Origin of the sequence: Zunongwangia sp. HRR-M8, assembly GCF_027594405.1 — a bacterium.
Lineage (GTDB): Bacteria > Bacteroidota > Bacteroidia > Flavobacteriales > Flavobacteriaceae > Zunongwangia.
Genome location: NZ_CP115161.1, coordinates 457,348 through 483,640, shown reverse-complemented (window position 1 = coordinate 483,640; position 26,293 = coordinate 457,348). Strand labels below are relative to the sequence as shown.

Sequence of the window (26,293 nt, the reverse complement as noted above, 5' to 3'; positions counted from 1 at the left end):
CTATGAAAACTTTATATAAATTCACTAAAAGAACCTGGTTATACGCTATTCTTTGCAGTTTAATCTTTACATTTTATTCCTGCGAAGAAGTAATTGAAGTAGACCTAGAGCCTTCTGACAATCGATTAGTTGTTGATGCTGAAATTTTATGGGAAGCCAATACACCCGGAAATGTTCAGCAAATTTATCTAAGCCGACTTACAGATTATTACGAAACAGAAACGCAAAAAGTAAGTAATGCTGAAGTTGAAATTAGCAATACTAACGGTGATATTTTTATTTTTGAAGAGACCGAAGAAGCCGGAACTTACCAATGTAATAATTTTTCACCAGAGCTAAACGCCAGCTATCAGTTAGAAGTAATTGTAGATAATGAAACCTATACGGCTACAGAACGTATGGTAAGCACCCCTGAAATTACAAAAATTGAACAGTCCGATGATGGTGGTTTTTCAGCTGACAATTATGAAATCACCTATTATTTCAATGATCCTGAGGAGGAAGAAAATTACTATTTAGAAACTTATCGAACCGATTTTTTAATTTATCCTGTATATGGAGTTGGTAGTGACGAATTCATAAATGGTAATGAAGTTGACTATGGGTTTTCTGATGAAGATTTGGAAGTAGGATCTACAGTTAATACCACTTTTAGAGGTATTTCTGAACAATTTTATGAATACATAAGTCTTATTATACAAAGTACAAGCGGCGATCCTTTTAGCACTCCTCCTGCAAACATAAGAGGTAATATTATCAACAATACAAATGGAGATAATTATGCCTTTGGTTATTTTAGTTTGTCGCAGTCTAGAAGTTTCGATTATACGATCGAATAATAATAATTTTTTTCGCAATTTTAAAATAGTTCAAAAGAAGCCTCTAAATATTTAGAGGCTTCGTTATTTTTTGGAAAGCTCTTTGGCAGATTAATTATATCGATGTTTTACTAGTAGCACCTGTTTTAAATTCTGAAGGATTGCTACCGTATTTTTCTTTAAAAATCTTTCTAAAATATTTGATACTACTAAAGCCTACCGCATACGAAGCTTCAGTAACCGAATAATTTTCACGGTATATAAGATCGGCTGCCTTTCTTATTCTAATATCCCTTATTAATTCGTTTATATTAAAACCTGTTAGCGCTTTAATTTTTCTATAAAGCGGGGTTCTACTCATTCCCATCTTTTTTGCTAGAAACTCGGTATTCACTTTTTTCAAATGATCTGGATCCAAAATAATTTCTTCGATTTTCTTTAAAAACTGTTTTTCAGTTTCGATTAATTTTGAATTTTTTTCCTGACTAATAAATGATTCGGTTTTATCAGATTGTGAAAAATGAATACGTAATTTCTCTCTATTTGCTAACAGACTCTTCACCTGTAGCTTCAACACTTTAGGTTTAAAAGGTTTGGTTATATACAAATCTGCCCCTTCCTGATACCCTGAACTTACACTCTCTGTATTTGATTTGGCTGTTAGCAATATCACCGGGATATGACTAGTTATAGCATCTGCCTTAAGATCGGCACAAAGATCGATACCGTTTTTGATTGGCATCATAACATCAGATATAATAACATCTGGCACATATTTGGTCGCCTTATTTATACCTTCCTGCCCATCTTCTGCAAAAAGCAAATCGTAGGATTCCTTAAAAAGATTCTCTAGAAAAAGGCGAATCTCGGGATTATCATCAATAATCAGCATAATTTTCCTGTTCGCGTCTGCAGAAAGACTCTTTTGATGTTCAGAACTAATAAGCGCTGAAACCTCAGTATCCTCTGCAATTTCTTCAGTTATAATTACTTGCTCTTTATTAGCTAAATCTTGATTTTCAGAAACCAATAATTTTTGTGGAAGACAAAGTGTAAAACTTGTCTCGCTTCCTGGAGTACTATTTACTTCAATAGTACCTTCGTGCAACTCTGCGAAGCTCTTCGATAAAGCGAGTCCTATCCCAGTTCCTGTTTTTTGTTGATGATCTGCACGGTAATACCATTCAAAAATATGATTTATTTCTTCTGAGCTGATTCCTTCTCCCCGATTGGTAACTTCGATTTTAAGAGCTGCACCCTCACAATAGACTTCAATTTTTACCGCTGTATTCTTATCAGAATATTTTAAAGCATTAGATAATATGTTATTGATAATTACGCCAATTTTATCAATGTCACAATTAAGTTTATTTTGATCGAGATTATAATTTAAGCGAAATTGAATATTTTTTTCCTTTGCTAGAGGCTGATAATTTTTCACCCATCTCTTTAAATATTCCTTTAAATCATGATTATTACAGTTTAACTGACTTAAGCCTTCTTCAGATTTTCTAAACTCTAATAATTTATTGATTGCTTGCTGTAAACTCTTTGCATTTCTTCGAATAAATTTGAGATCGTCACGAGAATCTTTCTGTTTCACTCTTTCTAATAAACTTTCGATAGGCGCAAGAATTAAAGTGAGAGGCGTCTTAAGCTCATGTGAAAAGCCAGTAAAAAATCGCAGTCGCTCTTCGTTAAGCTGATGCTCTAACTGATAGCGCTTTTGTTCTAAAACAATTGAATTTTTGAGTTTTAATCGCTCACTATAGTATCTTGATATTAGATAAATTATTACTAAAATTGAAATAAGATAAAGCAGATAAGCTGGCCAGGTGCTCCAAAAAGGCGGGGTAATCGTAATACCCAATTGCGCTTTGCTTACACTATTTAATCCAGATTTAGTTTTTACAATAAGTTTATAATCTCCGGGAGGAACTTTTGTGAAATTGGCGGTGTTAGCGCCGTTCGTTTCTATCCAAATATCACTATACCCATCTAATTTGTAGACGAAATCGGTATTTCTGGCAAATGGAAAATCTAAATTATGAAAGTCTACCGAAAAAGAATTTTCATTATACGCCAAGGTGATATCATTTTTATAAAAAAGAGAGCTATCTAAAACAGCATCAGGGCTATTTTCAACAGAAACTTTTTCATTTAAAATCTTAAGATTATCAAAATATATTGGCGTATTTTTTTCGTTTTGTTGAATTTCTGCTGGATCAAAAAAGTTTAATCCCTTATTTCCGCCGATATAAATTATACCATCTCCAGATTTGCTAATGGCACCAACATTAAATTCTCCAGTCTGTATATTATTTAAGGTTGAAATATTTACAATTTCCCGAGTTTCGACATTATAACGATTGATTCCGCTAAAAGTACTAAGCCAAACATATTGATCGTCTTCTTTAATTATTCCTACTATCGAATTATTACTTAATCCATCTACTTCGGTCACTCTATCAAAAGAGTTATTTTCGGTATTTAAATGAACAAGACCTTCATAACGTGTTCCCGCCAAAAGTTGACCTTCTCCTAAATAAAGTACACTAAAAATAATGTCACTGGGGAATTGGAGATCGTTATTTAAAGAATAGGTTATGGTTTCTTTTGTTTTTGGATTGTATTTTTTAAGTCCTGAACCATAAGTTGCAAGCCACAAATTACCATTTTCATCTTCAGAAATATCACGGATATCAAGTTTTTCTAAAGCAGTCACGTTTTTGAAATCTCCTATGTTTTCGTCAAACCAAAATAAGCCACCTCTATTTGTACCTATCCATAATTTATTATTTATAGCTTCAAAAATGACTCTTACATCACTACCTTCTGCCGGAGATCCTTGTAAATAGTTTTTAAACTGACCATTTTTGTAAAGATTTATACCACCTCGAAAGGTACCTATCCACAGACGTTCATGAGAGTCTTCAAGCAATGACAAAATATAATTACTGCTTAAACCATTTTTGAAAGAATTCTTTGATAAATGCTTAAAACTCCCCTTTTCGGGATCGAAATAATCGAGACCTCCCCCATCGGTCCCCACCCAAACTCCATCAGATTTAGAGATCGCAATTGCTCCCACTCTATCATGACTTAAACTCTGATTATTATTCTCTACATGTTTCCTGAACTGAACAATTTCACCAGATGTTTGGACAAAATTAATTCCAGTGGAAGTTCCTATCCACATGTTTTTATCGCTATCTAAAAAAAGAGAGGAAACAGTACGATTAGTAACGCTATTTTCATCTTCAGACGGCAGATACCACTCGACTTCTAAAATTTGATTTTTGATAATATTACTGATGTTCAATAAATTAAGTCCTCCATTTCTGGTGCCAATCCACATAAAACCATTTTCATCTTCCTGAAAACATAAAATATCACTATCACTCAAGCCTTCTTGTGGATTAGCAGCTTTGTTAATGCGAATAATTTTATCTTTCTTAGTAAATATTACTAAGCCATTTCGAGTTCCTATCCATAGATTATTGTTGCTATCTTTATAAAGACTGTTAATAGCTCCAAGATCAAAAATATTGGCTTCTACGGTATTGGTATTTAGGTCAATTCTATTAAGACCATTATCAAAAGTTCCAACAAATAAGCTATTCTCTATTTGAACGACTGAAGAAATTTCTTTGGATGATAAATTACTGTTCAATTTTGAGTTAACACTAAACACTTCTTCGGAAGAAGACAGCCACTGCAAACCACCTCTGTAAACTCCCAAAGCGATACTGTCGCCTGCTAACTTTCTAATCGCGCTTATACTATTACCTAATAGGCTGTCCTTTTTTTCGTTATAGATAGCCATAGATTCATTTTTATTATCATAAATAGACAAACCTCCATCGGTACCTATATAAATTTTACTACCAACTACCTCAATGCTCTGCACATAATTATTAGATAAATTATAATTAGGTTTGCCGCTTTTAAAAATTTTAAAATCTGTCCCGTTATACCGATTAAGTCCGTCACTTGTTGCTATCCAAATAAAACCAAGAGAATCTTGCGTTATATCATTAACAAAATTACTGGAGAGCCCATCCTCTGTATTAATTTCATAAAAATGTAAAGATTCCAATTTTTGTGCTAAAACTGGGTTACAAAATGTAATTATAGTTATGAGATTGATTAATAAAAATACAGACTTACAAATTCTCATTAAGTAATAGATATTGTTATTGATTATACAAATTCTAGCGCTAAAAATAAGCAAAATAGCATATTGAGTCATTTTAAACCACTCATTAAACCATTTAGCACCCGATACAATCCTTATAAAATTAAGAAAATTGTAACAAGGAAAATTGACGAAATCGTTTTCAACACAATTCGGCATGCAAATCTAACTTTTATTTAAAAATTAACTAAAATCAAAATGTATGTTTACATTTCTACTCAATCTGGGAAAATCAAAACCCAATATTTTATTTCTCTTTTTGATCATGGGCACATCACTTTTTGCCCAACAAAAAGAAATTACGGGAGAAGTTCTAGATGAATCTGGATTACCATTACCAGGAGCTACTGTCTTAATTAAAGGCACATCAAATGGAACGGTAACCAATATGGACGGAGAATTTTCACTAGAAGTGAAAAATCCTGAAAACGCAGTATTGGTAGTTTCTTTTGTAAGCTTCCAAACTAAAGAAATTGAAATTGGAGAAAAAGATATTTTCTCTATAACATTATTAAACGATACCGAATCTTTAAATGAGGTTGTTGTGGTCGGATATGGCACCAAAAAAAGAAAGGATTTAACCGGTGCTGTTAGTGTTATTAAATCTGATGAAATTTCAAGAACTACATCTACCACTACTGCAGGCGCCCTAGCGGGTAAAATACAAGGTGTAGCTGTACGTGCACAAGATGCCAGACCGGGAAGAGGCGCTAGATTAGAAATTAGGAACATGGGGAGTCCTCTTTTTGTAATTGATGGTGTACCCTACGGAGGAGACTCGGGTCGCGATTGGCTACAATCTACAGGAAATGCGGGTGTAAATATGTTTAATTCGCTTAACCCAGAGGATATCGAAAGTATTTCTATTTTAAAAGATGCTTCTGCCGCAGTATACGGTATGCGTGCAGCGAGTGGTGTGGTGCTAGTAACTACTAAAAAAGGTAGAAAAGGGGATAAACCTAAAATTAACATCAACAGCTATTACGGATGGCAAAACTTAACACGTTTCCCAGAATTAGCTAATGCTGCACAATACACAAGAGGATTAGTTGAGGCTGCTCAAAACGAAGGACGTGATCCCAATGCTGTTTACACACCAGAAGAGTTACAAAAATGGCAACAGGGAACTGAGCCTGGTTATCAAAGCTATGATTATTATGACTTTTTAATGAGGGATAATGTACCTCAATATCACCTAAATGCAAGTGTTGCCGGAGGTACAGATAAAACCAACTACTATCTATCTATAGCTAATACTCGCCAGGAAGCATTATTAGATGATTTTGGTTACGAAAGAACTAATCTGCAGGTAAATATTGAATCTCAAATTGCAAAAAGATTAACAGTAGGAACCCAAATTAGCGGAAAATTAGAAGAAACTAATGATGTTGGGTTACCTGGAGGAGACGGTTATTACTCAGCAATATTAGGTTTATTCAGCAATATCCCTACAACTCCTCCCTACGCCAACAATAATCCAGAATATCCTAATCATACACGTGATTACTCAAGAAACCCAGCTCTATTTAAGAGAGACATCGTAGGATATAAGGATAATTTTGTAAGAAACTTAAACACAAATTTGTATGCAGAATATAAATTTGATTTTGGTCTAAAAGTTAGAGGAACCTATTCTTACAACTTCAGCAATAATAAGTTTGATGGTTTCCAATATAGTTATGATGTATTTTCTTATGATGAAGCAAACGATACTTATAATCCAACCGGTGGCACAGATAGTGGATGGAGATATCAAACTGAAAGAGAAGATATAAGTACTTTTTCCCAGATCAAACTAGATTATGCTAAGAAAATTGGAAAGCACTCTTTTTCTATCATGGGTGCTTACGAGCGTAATGATTTTGAGCAGGATTACCAGCAAATTGGTAGCAATCCTTCAAATAGATACCTCCCATTATTGCAGTTCGATGAGCTTAATTCTTTCGCAGATTATTGGAGCTATCAGGCAAGAGTTGGATATATTGGGAAACTTAATTATAGTTATGATGATAAGTATATTGTTGAGATTTTAGGACGATATGATGCCTCATTTAAATATATTGAAGACTATCAATGGTCGTTCTTCCCGGGTGTTTCATTAGGCTGGAGAATTTCAGATGAAAAATTCTTTGAGCCATTATCTGATGTGGTGAATGATCTTAAGATTCGTGCTTCAACAGGACAAACAGGTAAAGAAGCCAATATAGAAATGTTTGATTACCTAGCTGGCTACACCTGGAAAGAGGGGGGTGCTGTATTGAATAATAATTATACAACTGGATTAAAACCTAGAGGTTTACCTATCAGAAATTTATCTTGGATTAAAAATAAAACATCAAATATAGGAATCGATCTCACCATGTTCGATAACAAACTAAGTTTTACTGGTGATATTTTTAGAATAAGAAGAACAGGAGTACCTGCTGGGCGATATGATGTATTGCTTCCAAGCGAAATAGGTTATAAACTTCCTCCTGAAAACTTAAACGAGAACGGATACAATGGCGCTGAAGCTATTTTGACTTATAAAGGAAATATAAATGATTTTAATTATTCGGTAAGTGGCAATTTCACCTATTCAAGATATAAAAGTATCTCTACTTACAAGCCACGCTTTGGTAACTCTTATAATGAATACCGATATTCTGCAGAAAATCGCTGGGGCGGTGCTTGGTGGGGTTATCAGGTAATTGGCCAGTTTGAGTCTGAAGAACAAATTAGAAATTACGATGTCAATATTGATGGTCAAAACAACTCAACATTACTCCCTGGAGATTTAATTTATAAAGATGTTAACGGTGACGGAGTTATAAACGGGATGGACGAACGTCCCATAGGTTATGCACGAGATTGGTCTCCTATCTTATCTTACGGTGGAACTATTGCGATGAATTGGAAAAATATCGATTTAACTATAGATCTTGCAGGTGGTTCAATGCAATCTTGGTTTCAGGAATACGAATTAAGAAACCCATTTCATGCCGGCGGAAATTCTCCAGCATATCTACTTGAAGATCGTTGGCATAGAGCAGATCCTTACGATCCTGAAAGTGAATGGATACCAGGGCGCTATCCTGCTGTAAGAAACGGCAATGTAGGACCTAACCATCGCAACAGCGACTTTTGGCTTACTAATGTATGGTTCTTAAGACTAAGAAATATTGAGTTAGGTTATACTTTTCCTAAAAGTATAGTTTCAAAAATTAATGCTGATAAATTAAGAATTTATGGCACAGCTTCTAACCTGGTTTCTTTTGACAATGTAAACGGTTTTGGTATTGATCCTGAAATTTCTGCCGGCGGCGGCGTTGTTTATCCACAACAAAGTACCATCGTAATAGGGGTTAATCTTTCACTTTAATGAATACAAAAATTATTATTATGAAATATATCACACTTAGAATCCTGATTATTTCTTGCTTTTTAACTTTATTAAGTTGTAATCACGATGATTTTTTACATCGAGATCCAAAGAATATAATTACCGATGAACAACTTTGGAACGATCCAGAGTTAGTCACATCTCTTTTAGCCAATTATTACGATCGCCTTCCTCATTTACATGGTGTATTTAACGCCGGCGGGATGGCAGAAATCGACGACGCTATGTGGTCTGGCCATCGCGATGAAAACTGGAGAAATGATTTTCAATATGCGTATGATTATGGTAGATATTGGGATTATACCTTTATCAGAGATATTAATCTTACTTTAGATAATCTAGAAGAATACAGTACTGAACTTGATGAAGATCAAAAAAATCTTTTTAATGCTGAATTAAGGTTTATCAGAGCCTTTGTTTATTTTGAATTGGTTAAACGTATGGGAGGTGTTCCTATTGTAACCGAACAACTGATTTATGATTTTAGTGGCGACCCAGAATATCTACAAATCCCAAGAGCCACTGAAGCTGAAGTTTACGATTTTATATACGAAGAACTAGAAGCTATAAAAAGCAACTTATCCGGTAATAACGGTAGTAATACACGTGCTAATACTTTTATTGCATTAGCATTGGAAAGTAGAGCTATGCTGTACGCTGGATCTCTGGCTAAGTATAATAACTTGATGGAAAACCCAATTACATTGCCAGGCGGAGAAGTTGGAATACCTGCTGGACGTGCAAGCGAATTTTATGATCGCTCTTTAGCTGCTTCACAAGAAATTATACAAAATGGGGGCTATACTCTATATGACGAAAACCCAGACAGAGGAATGAATTTTTACGAAATGATAACCAGCAAAAACAGTAAGGAAATCATATTCGCTAAAGATTTTGTTACGGAATTAAAACCGCACAGATTTACATTTGAAAACATTCCTAGAAGTTTAGGAGAAGATAATGAATTTTACACCAATCTAACTCCTTCTTTAAATCTGGTTGAAAGTTTCGAATACCTGGATGGTAGTAATGGAGAATTGCGTTTGAATGATGAAAATGGAAATCCTATTATTTATGATGAACTTACCGATATTTTTGATAATAAAGATGGTAGATTATACGGAACGGTAATGTATCCCGGTACTACTTTTGGTAATTCTCCTGTACAAATGCAGGCGGGTGTAGCAGTTTGGGATGGCTCTAATTATTCTTATCAAACATCACAAAATTTGGGTAGTAATTATGAAGATGGCGATTTGTTTACCGGTGCTGATGGACCACAGGATAATGCCCAATTTGTAAGTAATACCGGTTTTTATATGAGAAAATTTTTAAGTGACGCACCGGGAGCAAGCCTTCGAGGTGTAGCGGCTGAAAACTGGTGGCCTTGGTTCCGCTTAGGTGAAATTTATCTTAACGCAGCTGAAGCCGCATTTGAATTAGGCCAAACTGAAATTTCAACAAACTACGTAAATACAATTAGAGAACGAGCAGGATTTCCGGCAAACAGTATAGAAAATATCACGATCGAGGATATTCGCAAGGAACGCCGAGTTGAATTAGCTTTTGAAGATCATCGTTTCTTCGATTTAAAACGCTGGAGAATTGCTCATCAAATCTGGGATGGTGACGAGAATAGTGAGCAGGCAGTGGTTTATGGTCTTTACCCTTACCGTGTAGTTCGGCCGGGGCATCCCGATAATAACAAATACATCTATAATAAATTAAGACCAACGAGATTTAGAAGAGCACGCCTGTTTCGCTTAGGTAATTATTACTCTTCTATAGAACAAAGCGTACTTAATAATAATCCAAAACTAGTAAGAAATCCATTTCACTAGAATCTATTAATTCTAAGATATCATTGTGATGAAAAAATCTATTATATATACACTAATAACTATTTTTAGTTTTATCATAATTAGTTGTGAAAAAGATAATTATGATCCTCCAAAGGCAAGATTAGAAGGCCGAATAATGTATCAGGATCAGCCTATAGGAGTAAGATCTAACAGCGCTGAATTAGAGTTGTGGCAGGATGGCTATGCTTTAAATGAGTTTATCCCTGTATATATCGCACAGGACGGCACGTACTCTGCCGCTTTGTTTGATGGGGAATATAAAATGGTACGTAAAAACGGTAACCCTTGGCTTCCACAGCTAAACGATACAATAATAGTTCAAGTAAGCGGTAATACGCAACTTAATGTTCCTGTTACACCTTATGTGACTATTACTAATGAAAGTTTTCAATTGAACGGACAACAGCTAAATTCCAGTTTTCAAATAAATCAAATTGTAGAAAATAGTGAATTACAAGAACTAATCGTGATCTTAGATAATTCTATTCTTTTAGACAATAACATCAACACAAGTACAAAAACTGTAGACTTAGAAAATTTCGAGTTTGGTGATAATTTTTCAGTAGATATGGAAATCCCTGAAAATCTAAAAAATGAAGACTATATTTTTGTACGTATTGGAGCCAGATCTTCGATGTCGAATGAATTTATATACACCAATGTACAAAAGATTGAACTATAATTTATTCATAATTTTATCGATACTACAGCTTTCAGCTATAGGTCAGACGAATAACTTAATGTTAGATACGTCTGTAACCTATCAGACTATAGATAATTTTGGTGCTTCAGATGCCTGGTCAACACAGTTTGTAGGATTATGGCCAGAAGCCAAAAAAGAAAAAATCGCCTCCCTTCTTTTTAGTAGGGAGGTTGATATCAAAGGAAATCCTAACGGTATTGGTTTATCCTTATGGCGTTTTAATCTTGGTGCAGGCAGTACAGATAACGATAATATTCAGGATGAATGGAGAAAAGCTGAATCTTTTTTGCAGCAGGATGGATCTTATAATTGGAATAAGCAAAAAGGCCAGGTATGGTTTGCCAAAAAAGCACAAGAATATGGCGTTAACGACCTTCTTATTTTCTCTAACAGCCCGCCGGTAAAGCTTACCAAAAATCAAAAAGCATACACTTCCTCTGGAAATCATGCAAATTTAGATAAAGGTAAGATTGATCTATATGCAGCATATCTTGCAAATTCAATAGAAGGCTTGCAAAAAATGGGGTTAAAAGTCGACTATATTAGTCCCATAAACGAGCCGCAATGGGACTGGGAAGATGGCAGCCAGGAAGGCACACCTTTTTGGAATGATCAGATTGCAAATTTAGCGAAGTCTTTAGATTCAGAATTTGAAAAGAAAGGAATAGAAACTAAAATTGATCTTGCTGAAGCGGCACAAATCAACTATCTTTTTGAAGATGATAATAAACCGGGAAGAGGCAACCAGATTTATGAGTTTTTCAATCCAGATTCGCAAAATTATATAGGCGATTTATCGAATATTAGCCAAACGATATCTGGGCATAGTTATTTTACTACTTCTCCAGAATCTAAATTGATAGATGAGCGTGAAGCTTTAGCAGAAAATCTTAAAAATTACCATTCTCTGAAATATTGGATGTCAGAATACTGCATACTTGGTGATAACGATGGTGAAATAAACGGTAATGGTCGTGATTTAGGAATCGATTCCGCACTATATATGGCTAAGGTAATACATAATGATTTAACTATAGCTCAGGCTTCTGCCTGGCACTGGTGGTTAGCAATTTCGCCTTATGATTATAAAGACGGACTTATTTATATTGACAAGAACAAGAAAGGCGGTAATTTTTATGAAAGTAAAATGCTGTGGGCTTTGGGAAATTATAGCCGGTTCATAAGACCAGGAAGCAAAAGAATAAAGGTTTCTGTAGCTGATAAAAGCAATACTCTTTTATGCTCGGCCTATTTCAATAAAAATAAAGATGAAATTATTACGGTGATCGTTAATAATGGAGCAAAAAATGAATTGTTAACTCTTAGCTCAGCAAATAGTTCTATGGAAAACCTGAAAACTTACACAACCTCTTCAGATAGCAATTTAGCTTTCGAAGAAGTTTCAGGTTCACAAGTAGAAATCCCTAAGAAATCTATAGTAACTATAATTCAGAATATTAAAAGTTAGTCGAAAAAACCAAACCCCAATGAAAAAAACTATTTTCAATCTAATTTTTGCGGTATTTGTAACCGCTACCTATGCTCAGCAAAACGAGTGGGAAGATCCTACAACTTTAGATCGAAACAAGCTTGAAGGGCGTAGTGATTTTGTGCTCTATTCTTCCGTTTCTAAAGCCTTAAAAAACGAACCTAAATCTTCGGATTTATACCAAAGTTTAAACGGAACCTGGAAATTTAATATCGTTCAACATCCTAGCGAGCGACCAAAGGATTTTTATAAAAACGATTTTAGCGATAAGGATTGGGACGATATCAAGGTTCCTTCAAATTGGGAACTGGAAGGTTTTGATTTTCCTATCTATACCAATATCACCTATCCGCATCCTAAAAATCCGCCTTACATAGGATTTCCTTCAGAAGAAAAAACGGAGAGTGGAGAGATCATCAACAAAAACTCCAAAGATGGTGATGAAGAAATTTATAATCCGGTAGGAACGTATCGCAGAACTTTTACTGTTCCGCATCAGTGGGACAACCACGAGATCATTCTTCGATTTGGATCAATCTCGGGTTATGCTCGAATTTTTGTGAACGGTGAAGAAGCGGGAATGACCAAAGCTTCTAAAACCCCGGCTGAATTTGATATTACTGAATTTTTAAAAGATGGCGAAAATGTATTAGCTGTTCAGGTGTTTAGATGGCACGATGGTAGTTATCTGGAAGATCAGGATTTTTGGCGTTTAAGCGGACTTGAACGTGATGTGTATTTACAGGCCGTTCCTAAAACCACGATATGGGATTATTTTGTAACCAGTGGTTTGAGCAATGATTACCAGAATGGAGAATTAAATGTGAATGTGAAACTGAAAGATTTTGATAAAGGAAGCATCAAAAAGCCAAAAATAAAATTCACATTAATGGATCCTTCTGGTAAAGAAGTCTATACTGAAACCAAATCTTTTGGGAAAAAAGAACTGGAAACTACATTTTCTAAAATACTTAAAGATGTTGAAAAGTGGAGCGGAGAATTTCCAAATCTTTATAAATACGGTATAAGCCTGTTAGACAAAAAAAACAATGAAGTGGCTGCAATTTCAGGAAAAACAGGTTTCCGCGAAGTGGAAATCAAGAATGCGCAGCTGATGGTAAATGGACAGGCTATTACGGTAAACGGTGTCAATTTACATGAACATCATCCTGATAAAGGACACACGCCAGATCGTAAAATGATGCGCAAAGATATCGAGTTGATGCAGAAAAATAATGTCAATGCGATCCGAATGAGTCATTATCCACATGATTCTTATATCTACGAATTGGCTGATGAATACGGAATGTATGTTGTAGATGAAGCCAATATTGAAACGCACGGAATGGGCGTAGCTTTCAATAAAGATTTAGACACAACAATACATCCAGCTTATTTAGAAGAATGGGCACCAGCTCATATGGATCGAATTCAACGTATGGTTGAATTTCATAAAAATCATCCTTCAATCATTGTTTGGTCTTTGGGTAATGAAAACGGAAACGGACAGGTATTTTACGATGCCTACGATTGGATTAAAGAGCGTGATACCACTCGTAAAGTTCAATTTGAACAGGCTGGTGAAAATCGAAATACAGATATCGTATGCCCAATGTATCCAAGTATTGACCACATGCAAGAGTATGCCAACGATAACAGCAAAGAGCGCCCATTTATAATGTGTGAATATTCTCATGCCATGGGAAATAGTAACGGAAACTTTCAGGAATATTGGGATATTATCGATAATAGCGAGCATATGCAAGGTGGCTTTATCTGGGATTGGGTAGACCAGGGATTACGTACTGAAACCGAAGATGGTCGCGAGTTTTGGGCTTATGGAGGAGATCTTGGTGCAGCGCATCTACAAAACGATCAGAACTTTAATGCTAACGGACTCGTAACTGCGGATCGTGAACCTCACCCGGCTTTGGAGGAAGTGAAAAAAGTATATCAAAACATCAAATTTGAGTTTACTGGAAATGATCTTTCGATAAAAAACAAGTTCAATTTCACGAATTTGGATGCTTTCGATTTCAAATGGGAATTACTTGCCGATGGAGAAGTTGTAAAAACCGGAAAGTTTACCGTAAATATTGCTCCAAATTCAACAAAATCGGTTAGTATTTCTTTGCCAAAAACCGGTGATAAAGAATATTTCCTAAGTGTATACGCTTATACTAAACAGGCGAAAGCAATGGTTCCTGCGGGGCACGAAATTGCTCGAGAACAATTCAAAATTGGTGAGAATACATTTTTTACTGAAGCCAAAACTGAAACTTCTGGTAAGTTAAAAATTAAAAAACAAGGTGATAAACTTCAATTTTCAAATGATATGGTTGAAGGTGTTTTTAATACTGAAACCGGAAGCTTTGAAGCTTATCATTTAAAAGGCAGTGAAAAATCACCAATATCTGTATTTCCACAGCCATATTTTTGGAGAGCGCCTACCGATAATGATTTTGGTAATCACATGCCACAAAGATTAAAAGCATGGAAAGAGGCGACGCATAATTCAGAAGTAACAAATGTTGAGGTTGCTAAAAAAGATAAAGACGGTCAGTTAATTACAGTGACTTATCAATTAGCTGGAGTCGATGTTCCATATACGGTTGAATATCATATTCAAAACAACGGAGACATTAGAGTAACCGCAAGCTTAACTTCTGAAAAAGATTTACCTGAAATTCCACGTTTTGGAATGCGCATGATCTTATCTGGCGATTATGAAAATTTAGAATATTACGGTCGTGGTCCATGGGAAAACTATTCCGACAGAAATACTTCAGCGTTTTTAGGAATCTATGAAGACAAAGTAGAAAATCAGTTTACTTGGGGCTATATTCGCCCGCAAGAGGCCGGTTACAAAACCGACGCGCGTTGGATTCAGCTTCAAAATAATAACGGGTCTGGTTTAAAAATCATCGGTGAACAGCCATTAGGATTTAGTGCTTTAAACATTGCTACCGAAGATTTAGATCCGGGAGAAGAAAAAGCACAGCGTCATACTACTGATATTAAAGTTCAGGATAAGGTATTTTTGCACGTAGATTATAAACAACGTGGACTGGGTGGTGATGATTCTTGGGGTCGTTATCCACATAAACAATATCGTTTAGAGAAGAACAGCTATAGTTATTCTTACATTATTTCGCTGTTGAATAATTAAGTAAACTAGCTCAGGGTAAGCCTAGGAGCATCTAATCTCGATTATCGAGTAAGTTATAAGTGTGAGTTGAAATTGTCTCCAGGTTTAATCAGCCTGGGGATAATTTTTTTAAGTCTTAAAAAAACCAATTAGTATTCTACTATTTTTAAATGTATTTTTAACGTTTAAAAGCTGAAGATAACTGAAAATCAACAGAAATGACTATAAAACTATGAAACTTACCTGCATAACTTTAATCTTTGTTTTGTTTTCAGCCGTTACCCAGCCTCAGAAAAAAAATGTTCCTTTAGAATCCATTCGGTTAAGTGATCCTTATATTCTTGCAGATAAAGACAGTCAAACTTATTTTATGACTGGTACTGGTGGCAAACTCTGGAAAAGTAAAGACTTAAAATTTTGGGAAGGGCCCTTTACCGTAGTTGAAACCGATCCTGAATCTTGGATGGGAGAAAACCCTATGATTTGGGCAGCAGAGCTTCATAAATATCAGGATAAATATTATTATTTCGCCACATTTACTAATCGTGATATCATTATCGATACGGTAGCCGGAAATGAAATTGAACGCCGCGCCAGCCATATTCTGGTAAGCGACCAGCCGCAAGGACCATATAAGCCCATGGAAGATGATATTTATCTCCCGGCAGATAAACCTACTTTAGATGGCACATTTTGGGTAGACAAGGATCAAAACCCATACATGATTTACTGCCACGAATGGTTGCAAAACGGGAACGGAACGATAGAAAAAATTCAACTAAAACCCGATTTAAGTGGATCTATAGGTCAGGGAGAAATTCTATTTAGAGCTAAAGATTCTCCTTGGAGCAAAGAGCGTAATGAAAAGGGTGAAGTAGTTGCCAATAAGGTTACAGACGGACCATTTTTATTTAAAACCGAAACCGGAAATTTAGGAATGCTTTGGACAAGCTGGGTCTTTCAAGACTATGTTCAGGGTGTTGCATATTCTAAAAGCGGTACACTAGATGGCCCTTGGATACAAGAAGAAAAACCTATTACCCCGCCTAACTTTGGTCACGGTATGATGTTTAAAACTTTTGATGAAAAACTGGTCATGGCACTACACAGCCACCGGGTAGGACCGCAAGGAAATTATATTAGAATTCCAAACCTACTAAAGGTAGACGACAGCCAAGACAAAATCTATATAACCGGAAAATTTAATATTAATAACTAATGAAAATTTTAAAATCCAATTCAAAATTTCTGATTCTCTCCATCTTTTGCAGCTTATTATTCGCATGTGCGACAGAGAATAAAAAAACTAACGAAAACACCGCTTACCTGTTCACCTATTTCACTGGGAACGGCGCCGGAGAAGAAGCGATTCGCTACGCAATTAGTAGCGATGGCTATAACTTTCATGCTTTAAATAATAACGAACCTATTGTCGCTTCAGATTCTATAAGCCGTACAGGCGGCGTTCGTGATCCTCATATTTTACGAAAAGAAAATAACGACGGATTTTATATGGTGGTAACCGATTTGCTTACCAAAAACGGCTGGTCGAATACCGCGATGACCTTATTAAAATCTGATGATTTGATAAACTGGTCCAGCAGCGTAATCGATATTACCGAAACTTTCCCAGAATTTTCAGATGTTACCCGCGTTTGGGCACCACAAACTATTTATGACGCGAATAAGAAAAAATACATGGTTTATTTCTCGATGTTACAACCGGGAAGCTACGATAAAATTTATTACGCCTATGTAAACGACGATTTTACTGCTTTAGAAACCACGCCAAAACAGCTGTTTTTTAATCCTAACGAAATGGCTTCTATAGATGGTGATATTATAAAAAAAGGCGACAAGTTTTATTTGTTCTACAAAACCGAAGGCGATACCGATAAAGGAATTAAAGTAGCGATTTCAGATTCGTTAACCTCTGGATACAAAGCGGAGTCTGGAAATGTAGATCAAACTGATAAAGCGGTAGAAGGTTCTGGTGTTTTTAAGTTGAATAATTCTGAAGATTATATTTTAATGTACGATATGTACACTAGCGGGAAATATCAGTTTACCAGAAGTAAGGATCTTAAAAATTTTGAAGTTGTCGATGAAGATATTTCGATGAACTTTCATCCAAGACATGGTACAGTATTGCCAATTACTTCAGAAGAATTACAACGCTTATTAAAAGAGTTTCCTTCCGAAGATTTAACGGAAATTACCGGCGCTGAAAATGAAGCGATAAAAACCAACAATATCGTCATCAAACGTTCAGAAAAAACAATTTATTTACCAGTAAAATATGGTACTGATTTATCGAATTTCGATCCTCAATTCGAATTGCTTCCGGGTACTGAAATCGCACCAAAGGGAGCTCAGAATTTTTCTAACGGAGCGGTAACTTATGAAGTTAAAAACGGAGAAAATAAAACCAGCTATCAGGTTAGTGTTGAAGTTGCTAATAACCCTGTGGTAGAAGGCTACTATGCTGATCCTGAAATTATTTATTCTGAAAAAGACAGCAAATATTATCTGTATCCAACCAGTGATGGATTTGATGGATGGTCCGGAACATACTTTAAAACTTTTTCTTCGCCAGATCTAGTAAACTGGACCGATGAAGGCGTTATTTTAGATCTTGAAAAAGATGTAGAATGGACTAGCCGAAATGCCTGGGCACCAACAATGGTTGAAAAAGAAATTGATGGAGAATTTAAGTATTTCTATTATTTCACGGCTGCACAACAAGTAGGAGTAGCTACTTCAAATAACCCAAAAGGTACTTTTAAAGATAGTGGAGCGCCTTTAATTTCAGAAAAACCGGAAGGAATAAAAGGCGGACAAAATATCGATCCTGATATTTTTGTAGATCCGAAAACCGGAAAAAATTATTTGTATTGGGGGAATGGCTTTTTAGCCGTGGTAGAATTAAATGATGACATGGTTTCTATTAAAAGTAAAAAGCCTAAAGTACTTACACCAGATGAAACTTTTAGAGAAGGAGTTGAAGTATTTTTTAGAAACGGCAACTATTACTTTTTATGGTCTGAAGATGATACCCGAAGCCCAAATTATAAAGTGCGTTATGCCACTGCTAAAAGTCCGCTTGGCCCTCTTACTATTCCGGAAAATAATATCGTAATTCAGAAAGATGAGAGCCAGGATATCCTGGCTACCGGACATAATTCAGTAATTAAAGTACATGATAAGGATGAATTTTATTTGGTGTATCACCGATTTACTAGACCTAAAGGAGAAGCTATGGGTGGTGCTGCAGGTTTCCATCGTGAGGTTGCTATCGATAGATTAAACTTTACTGAAGATGGATTGATTGAAGAAGTAAAACCAACTTTGGAAGGAATTGAGCCAATTAATTAAATTTTAAAAAAATCGAGCAACAAAACACTTTATGTCAACCATATTAAAAACAGCTTTTTCATTAATCGGAGGAATCCTTCTTTCTCAATCGATTAGTGCACAAAAGACAGAACAGCTTAAAAGTCCTGATGGTAATATTTCCGTAGAACTAAAAAATAATAGCGGAAAAATCTCTTACGATATTCGTTATAAAAATGAAGTATTTTTAGAAGATTCTCCGCTTGGCCTGGAAACTTCTATTGGGGATTTCTCTAAGAATTTAGAAAATAGTTCTTTTCAGAAGGATCATATCGAAAGCTCTTATGAGCTTAAGAAAGCCAAAGTAAGCCATGTAGATTATATAGCTAACGAATTGGTTGGAAAATTTCTGAATAGCAATAAGGATACGCTAATTGTGAAATTTCGGGTTTCTAACCGTGATGTTGCTTATTCATATCAATTAAAATCTCATGAAGGGAAAAATAGCCTGAAGATTTTAAATGAAAAATCTGGTTTTAAACTTCCAGGTGAGGCTACAAGCTACATTAGTCCGCAGGCGACACCTATGATAGGCTGGATGGGTACCAAACCTTCATACGAAGAAGAATATACGTTAAACGAAAAACTAAGTACGCCCTCAAAATATGGCGTTGGATACACCTTCCCTGCACTATTTAAAATTTCAGATAAAGGATGGCTTTTAATTTCTGAAACCGGAACCGATAGTCATTACCCGGGTTGTCGCTTAGGTGAGGCTACTGAAAACGGACTTTTTGAAGTTGAATTTCCGCAGGAAGGAGAAAATAATGGGATTGCTGAAACGTATGCAATTCAATCGCTACCGGCAAGTACACCATGGCGAACTATTACACTAGGGAGCACTTTGAAGCCTATTGTTGAATCTACTGTAGCTTTCGATTTAGTCGAGGAAAAATACGAGGCTTCTATTGATTATAAAATGGGAAGAGCCAGTTGGAGCTGGATTGTTTGGCAGGATCCAAGTATAAACTACGAAGACCAAGTTGAGTTTATAGATCTGGCTGCCGATATGGATTGGGAATATGTCTTGATCGATGCCAATTGGGATCGCAATATTGGTCGAAAAAAAATGAAAGAATTGGTGAATTACGCCAATTCTAAAAACGTTGATATTTTGCTGTGGTACAATTCAAACGGACTTTGGAATGAAGCGCCGCAAACGCCAAAAGATAAAATGAATAATACCATCCAGCGCCAACAAGAAATGGCCTGGTTACAAAAAATTGGCGTTAAAGGATTGAAAATTGACTTTTTTGGTGGAGATAAGCAGGTAACCATGAAGTTGTATGAAGATATTTTAACCGATGCTAACAATTATGGTTTGGCAATCACTTTTCATGGCTGCACGTTGCCACGAGGATGGGAGAAAATGTATCCAAATTATGTAACTTCAGAGGCAGTTTTAGCTTCAGAAAACCTGGTTTTTCAACAGGAATCTTTAGATAAGCATGCTTTGAATGCGACTTTGCTTCCATTTATTAGAAACGCTGTTGGTGCAATGGATTTTTCTCCGGTATTTTTAAATAAACGTTTATCCAGAACTCAGGAAAACGGAACTGTAAGAAGTACGACCGAAGCCTTCGAATTAGCGACTTCAGTATTATATTTTTCTCCAATTCAACATTATGGTTTAACCCCGAATAATCTTGATGAGCAACCTGATTATGTACTTAACTTTTTAAAAGAAGTGCCCAGCGTTTGGGACGAAACACTTTATATTGGCGGAGAACCAGAAGATTATTGCGCTTTGGCTCGTAGAAAAGGAGACCAATGGTATATTGCTGTGGTTAATGCTAAAAAAGAAAAACGTCAGATTTCTTTAGAATTACCAATGCTTGCCGGAGAAAAAGTGAATCATATTTATGATTCAAAAAATACAAAGGCCAGCTTCAAAGAAGAAAAAATAAAAAAAAGTGGAAAGATAAAACTTACTCTTGCCGCTGAGGGCGGAGCGGTTTTATTTACAAAGTAACCTGCTCCCAATAATTAAATAAGGCCTGTAACAGAAATGTTATGGGCTTTCTATTTTATTTCAATTTTTATCAGCATTTTTGCTGAATGCAATAACTAATTCAGCTTTCTAAAAATAGACTGAACTTATAATTATAACCATGAAAAACTGTTTACTTGCCATTTTAGTTTTATTTTTTATTTCCTGCGGAAGTGATGATAATAATGAAAATTGCCTAACTAAAGATTATACTGAAGATAATGATCAGGAAATACAAAACTACTTGGAATCTAATAATTTGGAGGCCGAAAAAACAAATTCTGGCCTGTACTATATTGTAGAAGAACAAGGTATAGGTGCTCAGCCTTCAAGTTCAAGCAGAGTTCGAGTAAACTATAAAGGTTATTTTCTAAACGGTAATGTATTTGATCAAAATAACGATATCACTTTTGGATTGGGACAAGTAATTCCTGGATGGACGGAAGGTTTTACTTATTTTAAAGAAGGTGGTAGCGGTAAACTATTAATTCCTTCCAATTTAGCCTATGGACCATGTAAGTACAGTACAATCCCAGGTGGCTCAGTTTTAATTTTCGATATTGAACTTTTAGAAGTTATAGAATAGTTAGCGATAAACCTTTCTAGAAATAATCTTAAGCTCTCCTTTTTTCTCTAATGACTTCATGGCTCTAATCACCGTTTCTACCCGTAAACCGGTAAGATCTGCAATTTGCTGGCGGGTTAGATCTACTTTAAAACTAAGGGGAACTTCCTTTTTATGTACATGTTTTTTAAAATAATCTAGAATTCTTAAAATACGATGTTCCGGCTCTTGACTAGAAATTTCTGAAACCATAATTGCCTTGTAAAAAAGTCTTTTAGCCAGTGTTTGAGTAACTTTTAAGTGAATTTCCGGATTAGAGGCAAGTAATTCGAGAAAATGATTTTTGGATAATTTAAAAACAATGGAGTCGACAATAGCTTCAGCATTAGCAGGATATTTTACATCTGCAAATAAGGGAGGTTCCCCAAAACTTTGCCCATCTTTAAAAATTCCTTGGATAAATTCTTTTCCGTCTAAATTATAATTGTTCATTTTAATTTCTCCAGAGATCACCTGGTAATAGTTTTGCGCCCTCTCTCCTTCGCCAAATAACCGATCTCCTTTATTATATTCGCATTTTTGCGCGCCAAATTTTAAAAGTACCTCTGCCTCGATCATTTTTTAGTTTCTTATAAAAATAACTTGTTTATAGTATAAAATTGCATCTTAATACTGATCATTTCAGATTACTTTTCTTCTTAAATTCTGAAATAAAAGAATCCTTACAGAACAGGTATCAGCTCGCGCTACTCCCTCTTCCATAAGGATACAACTTTATAAAGAATTACAGCTTTGAAAAACATAAAACCGGTGAAATTAATCCAAAATGAACTTCAGAATTAAAACAACCAATAAAGGCTGTATTATTCAGAATATTGAATCGTTTTTTCCAATTGAAGTGCTTTTGGAAACAGAATATTGTTCTCCAAGTGTATATGATGGTGAAGATCTTGTTCAAATTCATCTAATTTAGAGAAAAAAGCACGATAGGTATTGCAAGCACCTTCAGGTGGTGTATAGTTATTACTAAGCTTCGCAATTTTTTTTAAGATTTCACCCGCTTCTTCATGTTCAACCTCCATCATATTTATAGGATTGTCAACTTTACCAAATTGTGGCCGTGCTAAAGATGTATTTTCTTTTTTAGCTTGGAGCATTTTTTTTATAAAAGGAAATAAAATGAGCTCTTCTTTTCGTAAATGTCCGCTAAGCTCTGTAGCAACCATTGCAAAAAGTTCCTGTATTTTCAGTAGTTCTGGATTACGCTCGCCGTGAACTTTAGCCACCTTTGTACCATATTGCAGCAACATCGGGATGTTTTCTTCAACATACCGGTGATGGATATTGATAATATGATCAATTAAAAAATCTAGTTCCCAATTATTATAATCTGTAGCACGACTTGTAGGTTGGTCAAGATTTTGTAAATCATGTGCTACATCTTCAAAAGAAACATTTGCGCGCTCACAAGCTTTTTGAATACTAATTCCGCCACCACAGCAAAAATCGATATTATACTTTTTAAAAATATGTGCAGTTTTAATATTTTCAGTAACCATTTGGCCTACTGTTTTTGTTTGTAACGTATTCATAACGATGATTTTTAAGTTCTACGTTACAAAGTTGAAGAACTGCTGGCTTTTAGATTATGAGGGAGATCATAAGCGCTATTTTTTTTGATTTTGGAACTATTTATTCTAAGAAATAGATGTTTTTTTATGAAAACTAAAACAAAGCTTAAACATTAAAAAAGCAGACATTTAGCCTGCTTTTTATAAAATAGTTCAAATTTGTTGAAATTGAATTTTATTTTTTCTGGGTAAGAGAATAAGATTCTACAATAAGTCCTTTAATTTGATCCGGAATTTTATCTGAAGTATTTTTCTCCATTTTATCGATATCAAGCTCTGATCCTATAAGGTACTGATATTTTCTATTTTCATCTACCGCAAAAGTAACTGCTGCAAATTTACCTATTTGAGAAATCTTCATGGCAATCTGGTTGGGAACCATTTCTATATCAATCGTAAATTTTTGAATATTTTCATTGATTAAACGAGTATCGGTGGTAAGATAAAGACCTTTCTGCACCTCTGCATTAACATTAAAACCTAAGGTCTCGCCGTTTTCCTGCTTAATTTGTATTTTATCGTTTTCCATAATAAATATGTTTAGCTTGATAAACCAAAGATAATTCGGAATAAAGATTATTCTAAAAATTGTATACTATTACCATAAGTTTAACAGCTATGTTAATACATTACTACCAATTTGCTTAATGGAAATTTAAAAATGTAGGGGACCAATAAATGTCTAAGATTTTTATGACACCTATACTAAATATTATACAACTTACTTCTTCACTTCATTTAAAATAAAAGAGCCGGAAAAAAATTGTGAAGCTGATTGCCATAATTTTAATTATAAAAAACATCAGAATAATAGTATCTTTAAGCATAATCTATTACCAATGAAAACTATATCAATTCTTAGTATAGCATTTTGCTGTCTTTTCACTATTCAAACTAACGCACAATGGCTCAAAACGAAAACGATTGATGAGGGCGGAAGTGGACCTTACCATGCTATCGCAGTTTCAGAAAAATCACTTTCAGACTTTGTTATTTATCGTCCCGAAAATATTGAAGAAGCGGTAAGCACCGAAGATAAATTACCAATCCTAATTTGGGCCAATGGTGGCTGTATGGATTCTTCCATTCATCACGAACGATTATTATCTGAAATTGCTTCTTATGGTTATGTAATTGTTGCTATAGGTGATTTGCAGATGACTATTGAAGAAAGAACACATAAAAGTACTGAAGACGAAAAACTCTTAAAAGGTCTGGATTGGATCACGAAAAAAGCCAACACAAAAGGTAACGATTACTATAATAATGTTGACTTAAATAAAATTGCTGCCGGAGGGCAATCTTGTGGCGGTGCACAAGTAATGCGTATTGCCGGAAACCCAGCCATTAAAACATATATGATGTTTAATTCGGGTATGGGCGATATGACGATGGCTGGTGCCAGTACAAAATCCTTACAAAAACTGAACGCTGATGTTATTTATCTTGTTGGCGGAGAAACTGATGTGGCAACCGAAAATGCATTTTTAGATTATGATAGAATTGAAAACGTACCGGTAGCTTTTGGCAATAATTTAGAAGCGGGACATGGCGGTACATTTAATGAAAAAAATGGCGGTTCTTTTGCTAAAATGGCTAAAGATTGGTTAGACTGGCATTTTAAAAATAAAGATAAATCTGATATTTTTTTAGAATCTAATCTAGAAAATTATCCCGGTTGGACGATGAAATCTAAAAATTTTGATGAATAGAATTAAATTTTTCAGCATTATGAAAAACTCAAATTTGAGATTTCAGCTTATCATTTTTTTAGCTTTTAGCATTCCATTTTTCAGTTCAGCACAAGTAGATGCAACTAAGCTTTTTTCAGAAGAAAAAACAGTTACAGTTACTAAAGATATACCTTACCGTACAGGCGATAGCGATTCGTGGAAACTAGATCTTGCAATGCCGAAGAATTTTGCAGAAGGTGTTAAAACCGCTTTAGTTATTGTACATGGTGGCGGCTGGGCAGCAGGTTCAAAAAACGTAGACGTTTATCAAAAAATGATGCTCGCTTATGCCCAAAAAGGATATGTGGTTATTAATGTAGAATATCGACTTACCGGAGAGGCTGGTTTTCCTGCTTGCATAGAAGATGTAAAATGTGCCGTAAGGTGGTTAAGAGCTCATGCTGAAGAATTAAAAGTAGATCCAGATCGTATTGGGGCTTATGGCCATTCTGCCGGAGCTCATCTTGCTTTGATGCTGGCCATGACTCCTACTATTGAAAGTTTAGAAGGTGAAGGGCCCTTTAAAGAATATTCAAGTAAAGTGAATGTTGTTGCTGCCGGATCGCCTCCAACCGAATTAGGTAGAGATGTGCCTATGGCTAAAGCTGAATGGTGGCCAATTGGTTATATCAGTAAAAATCACCCACCAATGTTTCTTATACAGGGAGATTCCGACCGTATTGTCTTACCAAAGCGTACACGCGATTTTGTTGAAAAAATGAAAGCAGTTGGTGCAAACATTAAGTACCTAGAAGTTGAAGGCGGGCACGGGGTTGCTTATGCCGAGAAATTGGAAATTACAGATCCGGCTATCGAAGAATTTTTGGCGAAATATTTAAACCCTGTTGAATAAAATCTTTCTCCAAATTCAAATTATGAGAAATGTTCATCTGTATTTTTTCATTTCAGTATTAAGCCTTTTCAGCTTTAAAACAGTTGGTCAGGAATTTGAACCTCCGGAGTTAGAGTTCGCTTTTGAATTAAGAGTAACCATAGATACTCCTATTGAACTTGGTGAAGCTCCATTAGGAAAAAGAATTATGATACCTATTTCTGGTGGCACGTTTAAAGGACCAAAGTTAAAAGGTACAATTCTTAAAAAAGGAGCCGATTATCAATACATAACCAACAACGGGGAACTTGTACATTTAGATGCAATTTACGCGATTAAAACCGATGATGGTGTTTTTATAAATGTTAGAAATACTGGAATAATTTATAATCCAAAACAAGAAAATTCTGCTCCTTATTTTAGAGCAGCTCCTAAATTTGAAGCCCCCATAAATTCAAAATATGCATGGCTTAACAATGCCATTTTCATTTGTAAACCAGAAGGCAAAAAAGAGTATATCTCTATTCAGGTTTGGAAAGTATTATAACG

General features: G+C 35.2%; 17 protein-coding genes. 13 read left to right on the top strand and 4 right to left on the bottom strand.

Going from position 1 to position 26,293, the window contains the following annotated elements; all coding sequences use genetic code 11:
• Positions 1 to 2: 2 nt before the first annotated feature.
• On the top strand, positions 3 to 839 hold the full coding sequence (locus PBT89_RS02150; RefSeq protein ID WP_270063196.1) for a DUF4249 domain-containing protein: 837 nt from the start codon (positions 3 to 5) through the stop codon (positions 837 to 839).
• A gap of 94 nt (positions 840 to 933) precedes the next feature.
• On the opposite strand, the gene PBT89_RS02145 is transcribed toward PBT89_RS02150, so the two are convergent.
• Positions 934 to 4,917, bottom strand: coding sequence for a hybrid sensor histidine kinase/response regulator transcription factor (locus PBT89_RS02145; protein WP_270063195.1), 3,984 nt, complete (start codon positions 4,915 to 4,917; stop codon positions 934 to 936).
• A gap of 301 nt (positions 4,918 to 5,218) precedes the next feature.
• Between PBT89_RS02145 and PBT89_RS02140 the strand changes: the two genes are divergently transcribed.
• From PBT89_RS02140 to PBT89_RS02100, 9 genes are all read left to right on the top strand, one after another.
• On the top strand, positions 5,219 to 8,377 hold the full coding sequence (locus PBT89_RS02140; protein ID WP_270063194.1) for a SusC/RagA family TonB-linked outer membrane protein: 3,159 nt from the start codon (positions 5,219 to 5,221) through the stop codon (positions 8,375 to 8,377).
• Between the two features lie 20 nt (positions 8,378 to 8,397).
• Positions 8,398 to 10,239 (top strand): RagB/SusD family nutrient uptake outer membrane protein, encoded by a 1,842-nt coding sequence (locus tag PBT89_RS02135; protein ID WP_270063193.1) that lies wholly within the window; start codon positions 8,398 to 8,400, stop codon positions 10,237 to 10,239.
• A 28-nt stretch (positions 10,240 to 10,267) separates the two neighbouring features.
• The gene (locus tag PBT89_RS02130; RefSeq protein WP_270063192.1) at positions 10,268 to 10,942 is read left to right on the top strand and encodes a DUF3823 domain-containing protein; all 675 of its coding nucleotides are present in this window, start codon (positions 10,268 to 10,270) and stop codon (positions 10,940 to 10,942) included.
• A complete protein-coding gene (locus PBT89_RS02125; RefSeq protein ID WP_270063191.1) occupies positions 10,854 to 12,431 on the top strand; it encodes a glycoside hydrolase in 1,578 nt (525 codons plus the stop codon). Before PBT89_RS02130 ends, PBT89_RS02125 begins: the two co-directional genes overlap by 89 nt.
• Positions 12,432 to 12,450: 19 nt before the next feature.
• Positions 12,451 to 15,621, top strand: a complete 3,171-nt coding sequence (locus PBT89_RS02120; protein ID WP_270063190.1) for a glycoside hydrolase family 2 TIM barrel-domain containing protein — start codon at positions 12,451 to 12,453, stop codon at positions 15,619 to 15,621.
• A 211-nt stretch (positions 15,622 to 15,832) separates the two neighbouring features.
• Positions 15,833 to 16,819 carry a glycoside hydrolase family 43 protein gene (locus PBT89_RS02115; RefSeq protein ID WP_270063189.1) on the top strand — a complete coding sequence of 329 codons (987 nt, stop codon included), beginning with the start codon at positions 15,833 to 15,835 and terminating at the stop codon, positions 16,817 to 16,819.
• Positions 16,819 to 18,975: a family 43 glycosylhydrolase gene (locus PBT89_RS02110; RefSeq protein ID WP_270063188.1), complete on the top strand. Its 2,157-nt coding sequence runs from the start codon at positions 16,819 to 16,821 to the stop codon at positions 18,973 to 18,975. Before PBT89_RS02115 ends, PBT89_RS02110 begins: the two co-directional genes overlap by 1 nt.
• Positions 18,976 to 19,006: 31 nt before the next feature.
• Positions 19,007 to 20,965, top strand: coding sequence for a glycoside hydrolase family 97 protein (locus tag PBT89_RS02105; RefSeq protein ID WP_270063187.1), 1,959 nt, complete (start codon positions 19,007 to 19,009; stop codon positions 20,963 to 20,965).
• Positions 20,966 to 21,104: 139 nt separating this feature from the next.
• Positions 21,105 to 21,569, top strand: a complete 465-nt coding sequence (locus PBT89_RS02100) for an FKBP-type peptidyl-prolyl cis-trans isomerase (RefSeq protein WP_270063186.1) — start codon at positions 21,105 to 21,107, stop codon at positions 21,567 to 21,569.
• Here the strand turns inward: PBT89_RS02100 and PBT89_RS02095 are convergent, their stop codons facing one another.
• The 3 genes from PBT89_RS02095 to PBT89_RS02085 all read right to left on the bottom strand — a co-directional run bounded on the left by PBT89_RS02095 (position 21,570) and on the right by PBT89_RS02085 (position 23,708).
• Positions 21,570 to 22,166, bottom strand: a complete 597-nt coding sequence (locus tag PBT89_RS02095) for a Crp/Fnr family transcriptional regulator (RefSeq protein ID WP_270063185.1) — start codon at positions 22,164 to 22,166, stop codon at positions 21,570 to 21,572.
• 245 nt (positions 22,167 to 22,411) lie between these two features.
• Complete coding sequence (gene ric, locus PBT89_RS02090) at positions 22,412 to 23,140, bottom strand: iron-sulfur cluster repair di-iron protein (RefSeq protein WP_270063184.1); 729 nt, start codon at positions 23,138 to 23,140, stop codon at positions 22,412 to 22,414.
• A 214-nt stretch (positions 23,141 to 23,354) separates the two neighbouring features.
• Positions 23,355 to 23,708 carry a hypothetical protein gene (locus PBT89_RS02085; protein ID WP_270063183.1) on the bottom strand — a complete coding sequence of 118 codons (354 nt, stop codon included), beginning with the start codon at positions 23,706 to 23,708 and terminating at the stop codon, positions 23,355 to 23,357.
• Between the two features lie 310 nt (positions 23,709 to 24,018).
• Between PBT89_RS02085 and PBT89_RS02080 the strand changes: the two genes are divergently transcribed.
• Genes PBT89_RS02080 through PBT89_RS02070 form a run of 3 tightly spaced genes read left to right on the top strand, consistent with a single transcriptional unit; the run spans position 24,019 to position 26,291 of the window.
• The gene (locus tag PBT89_RS02080; RefSeq protein WP_270063182.1) at positions 24,019 to 24,891 is read left to right on the top strand and encodes an alpha/beta hydrolase family protein; all 873 of its coding nucleotides are present in this window, start codon (positions 24,019 to 24,021) and stop codon (positions 24,889 to 24,891) included.
• Between the two features lie 19 nt (positions 24,892 to 24,910).
• A complete protein-coding gene (locus PBT89_RS02075) occupies positions 24,911 to 25,765 on the top strand; it encodes an alpha/beta hydrolase (RefSeq protein ID WP_270063181.1) in 855 nt (284 codons plus the stop codon).
• Between the two features lie 22 nt (positions 25,766 to 25,787).
• Entirely contained in the window at positions 25,788 to 26,291 is a 504-nt protein-coding gene (locus tag PBT89_RS02070) for a DUF3237 domain-containing protein (protein WP_270063180.1), read from the top strand.
• Positions 26,292 to 26,293 lie beyond the last annotated feature (2 nt).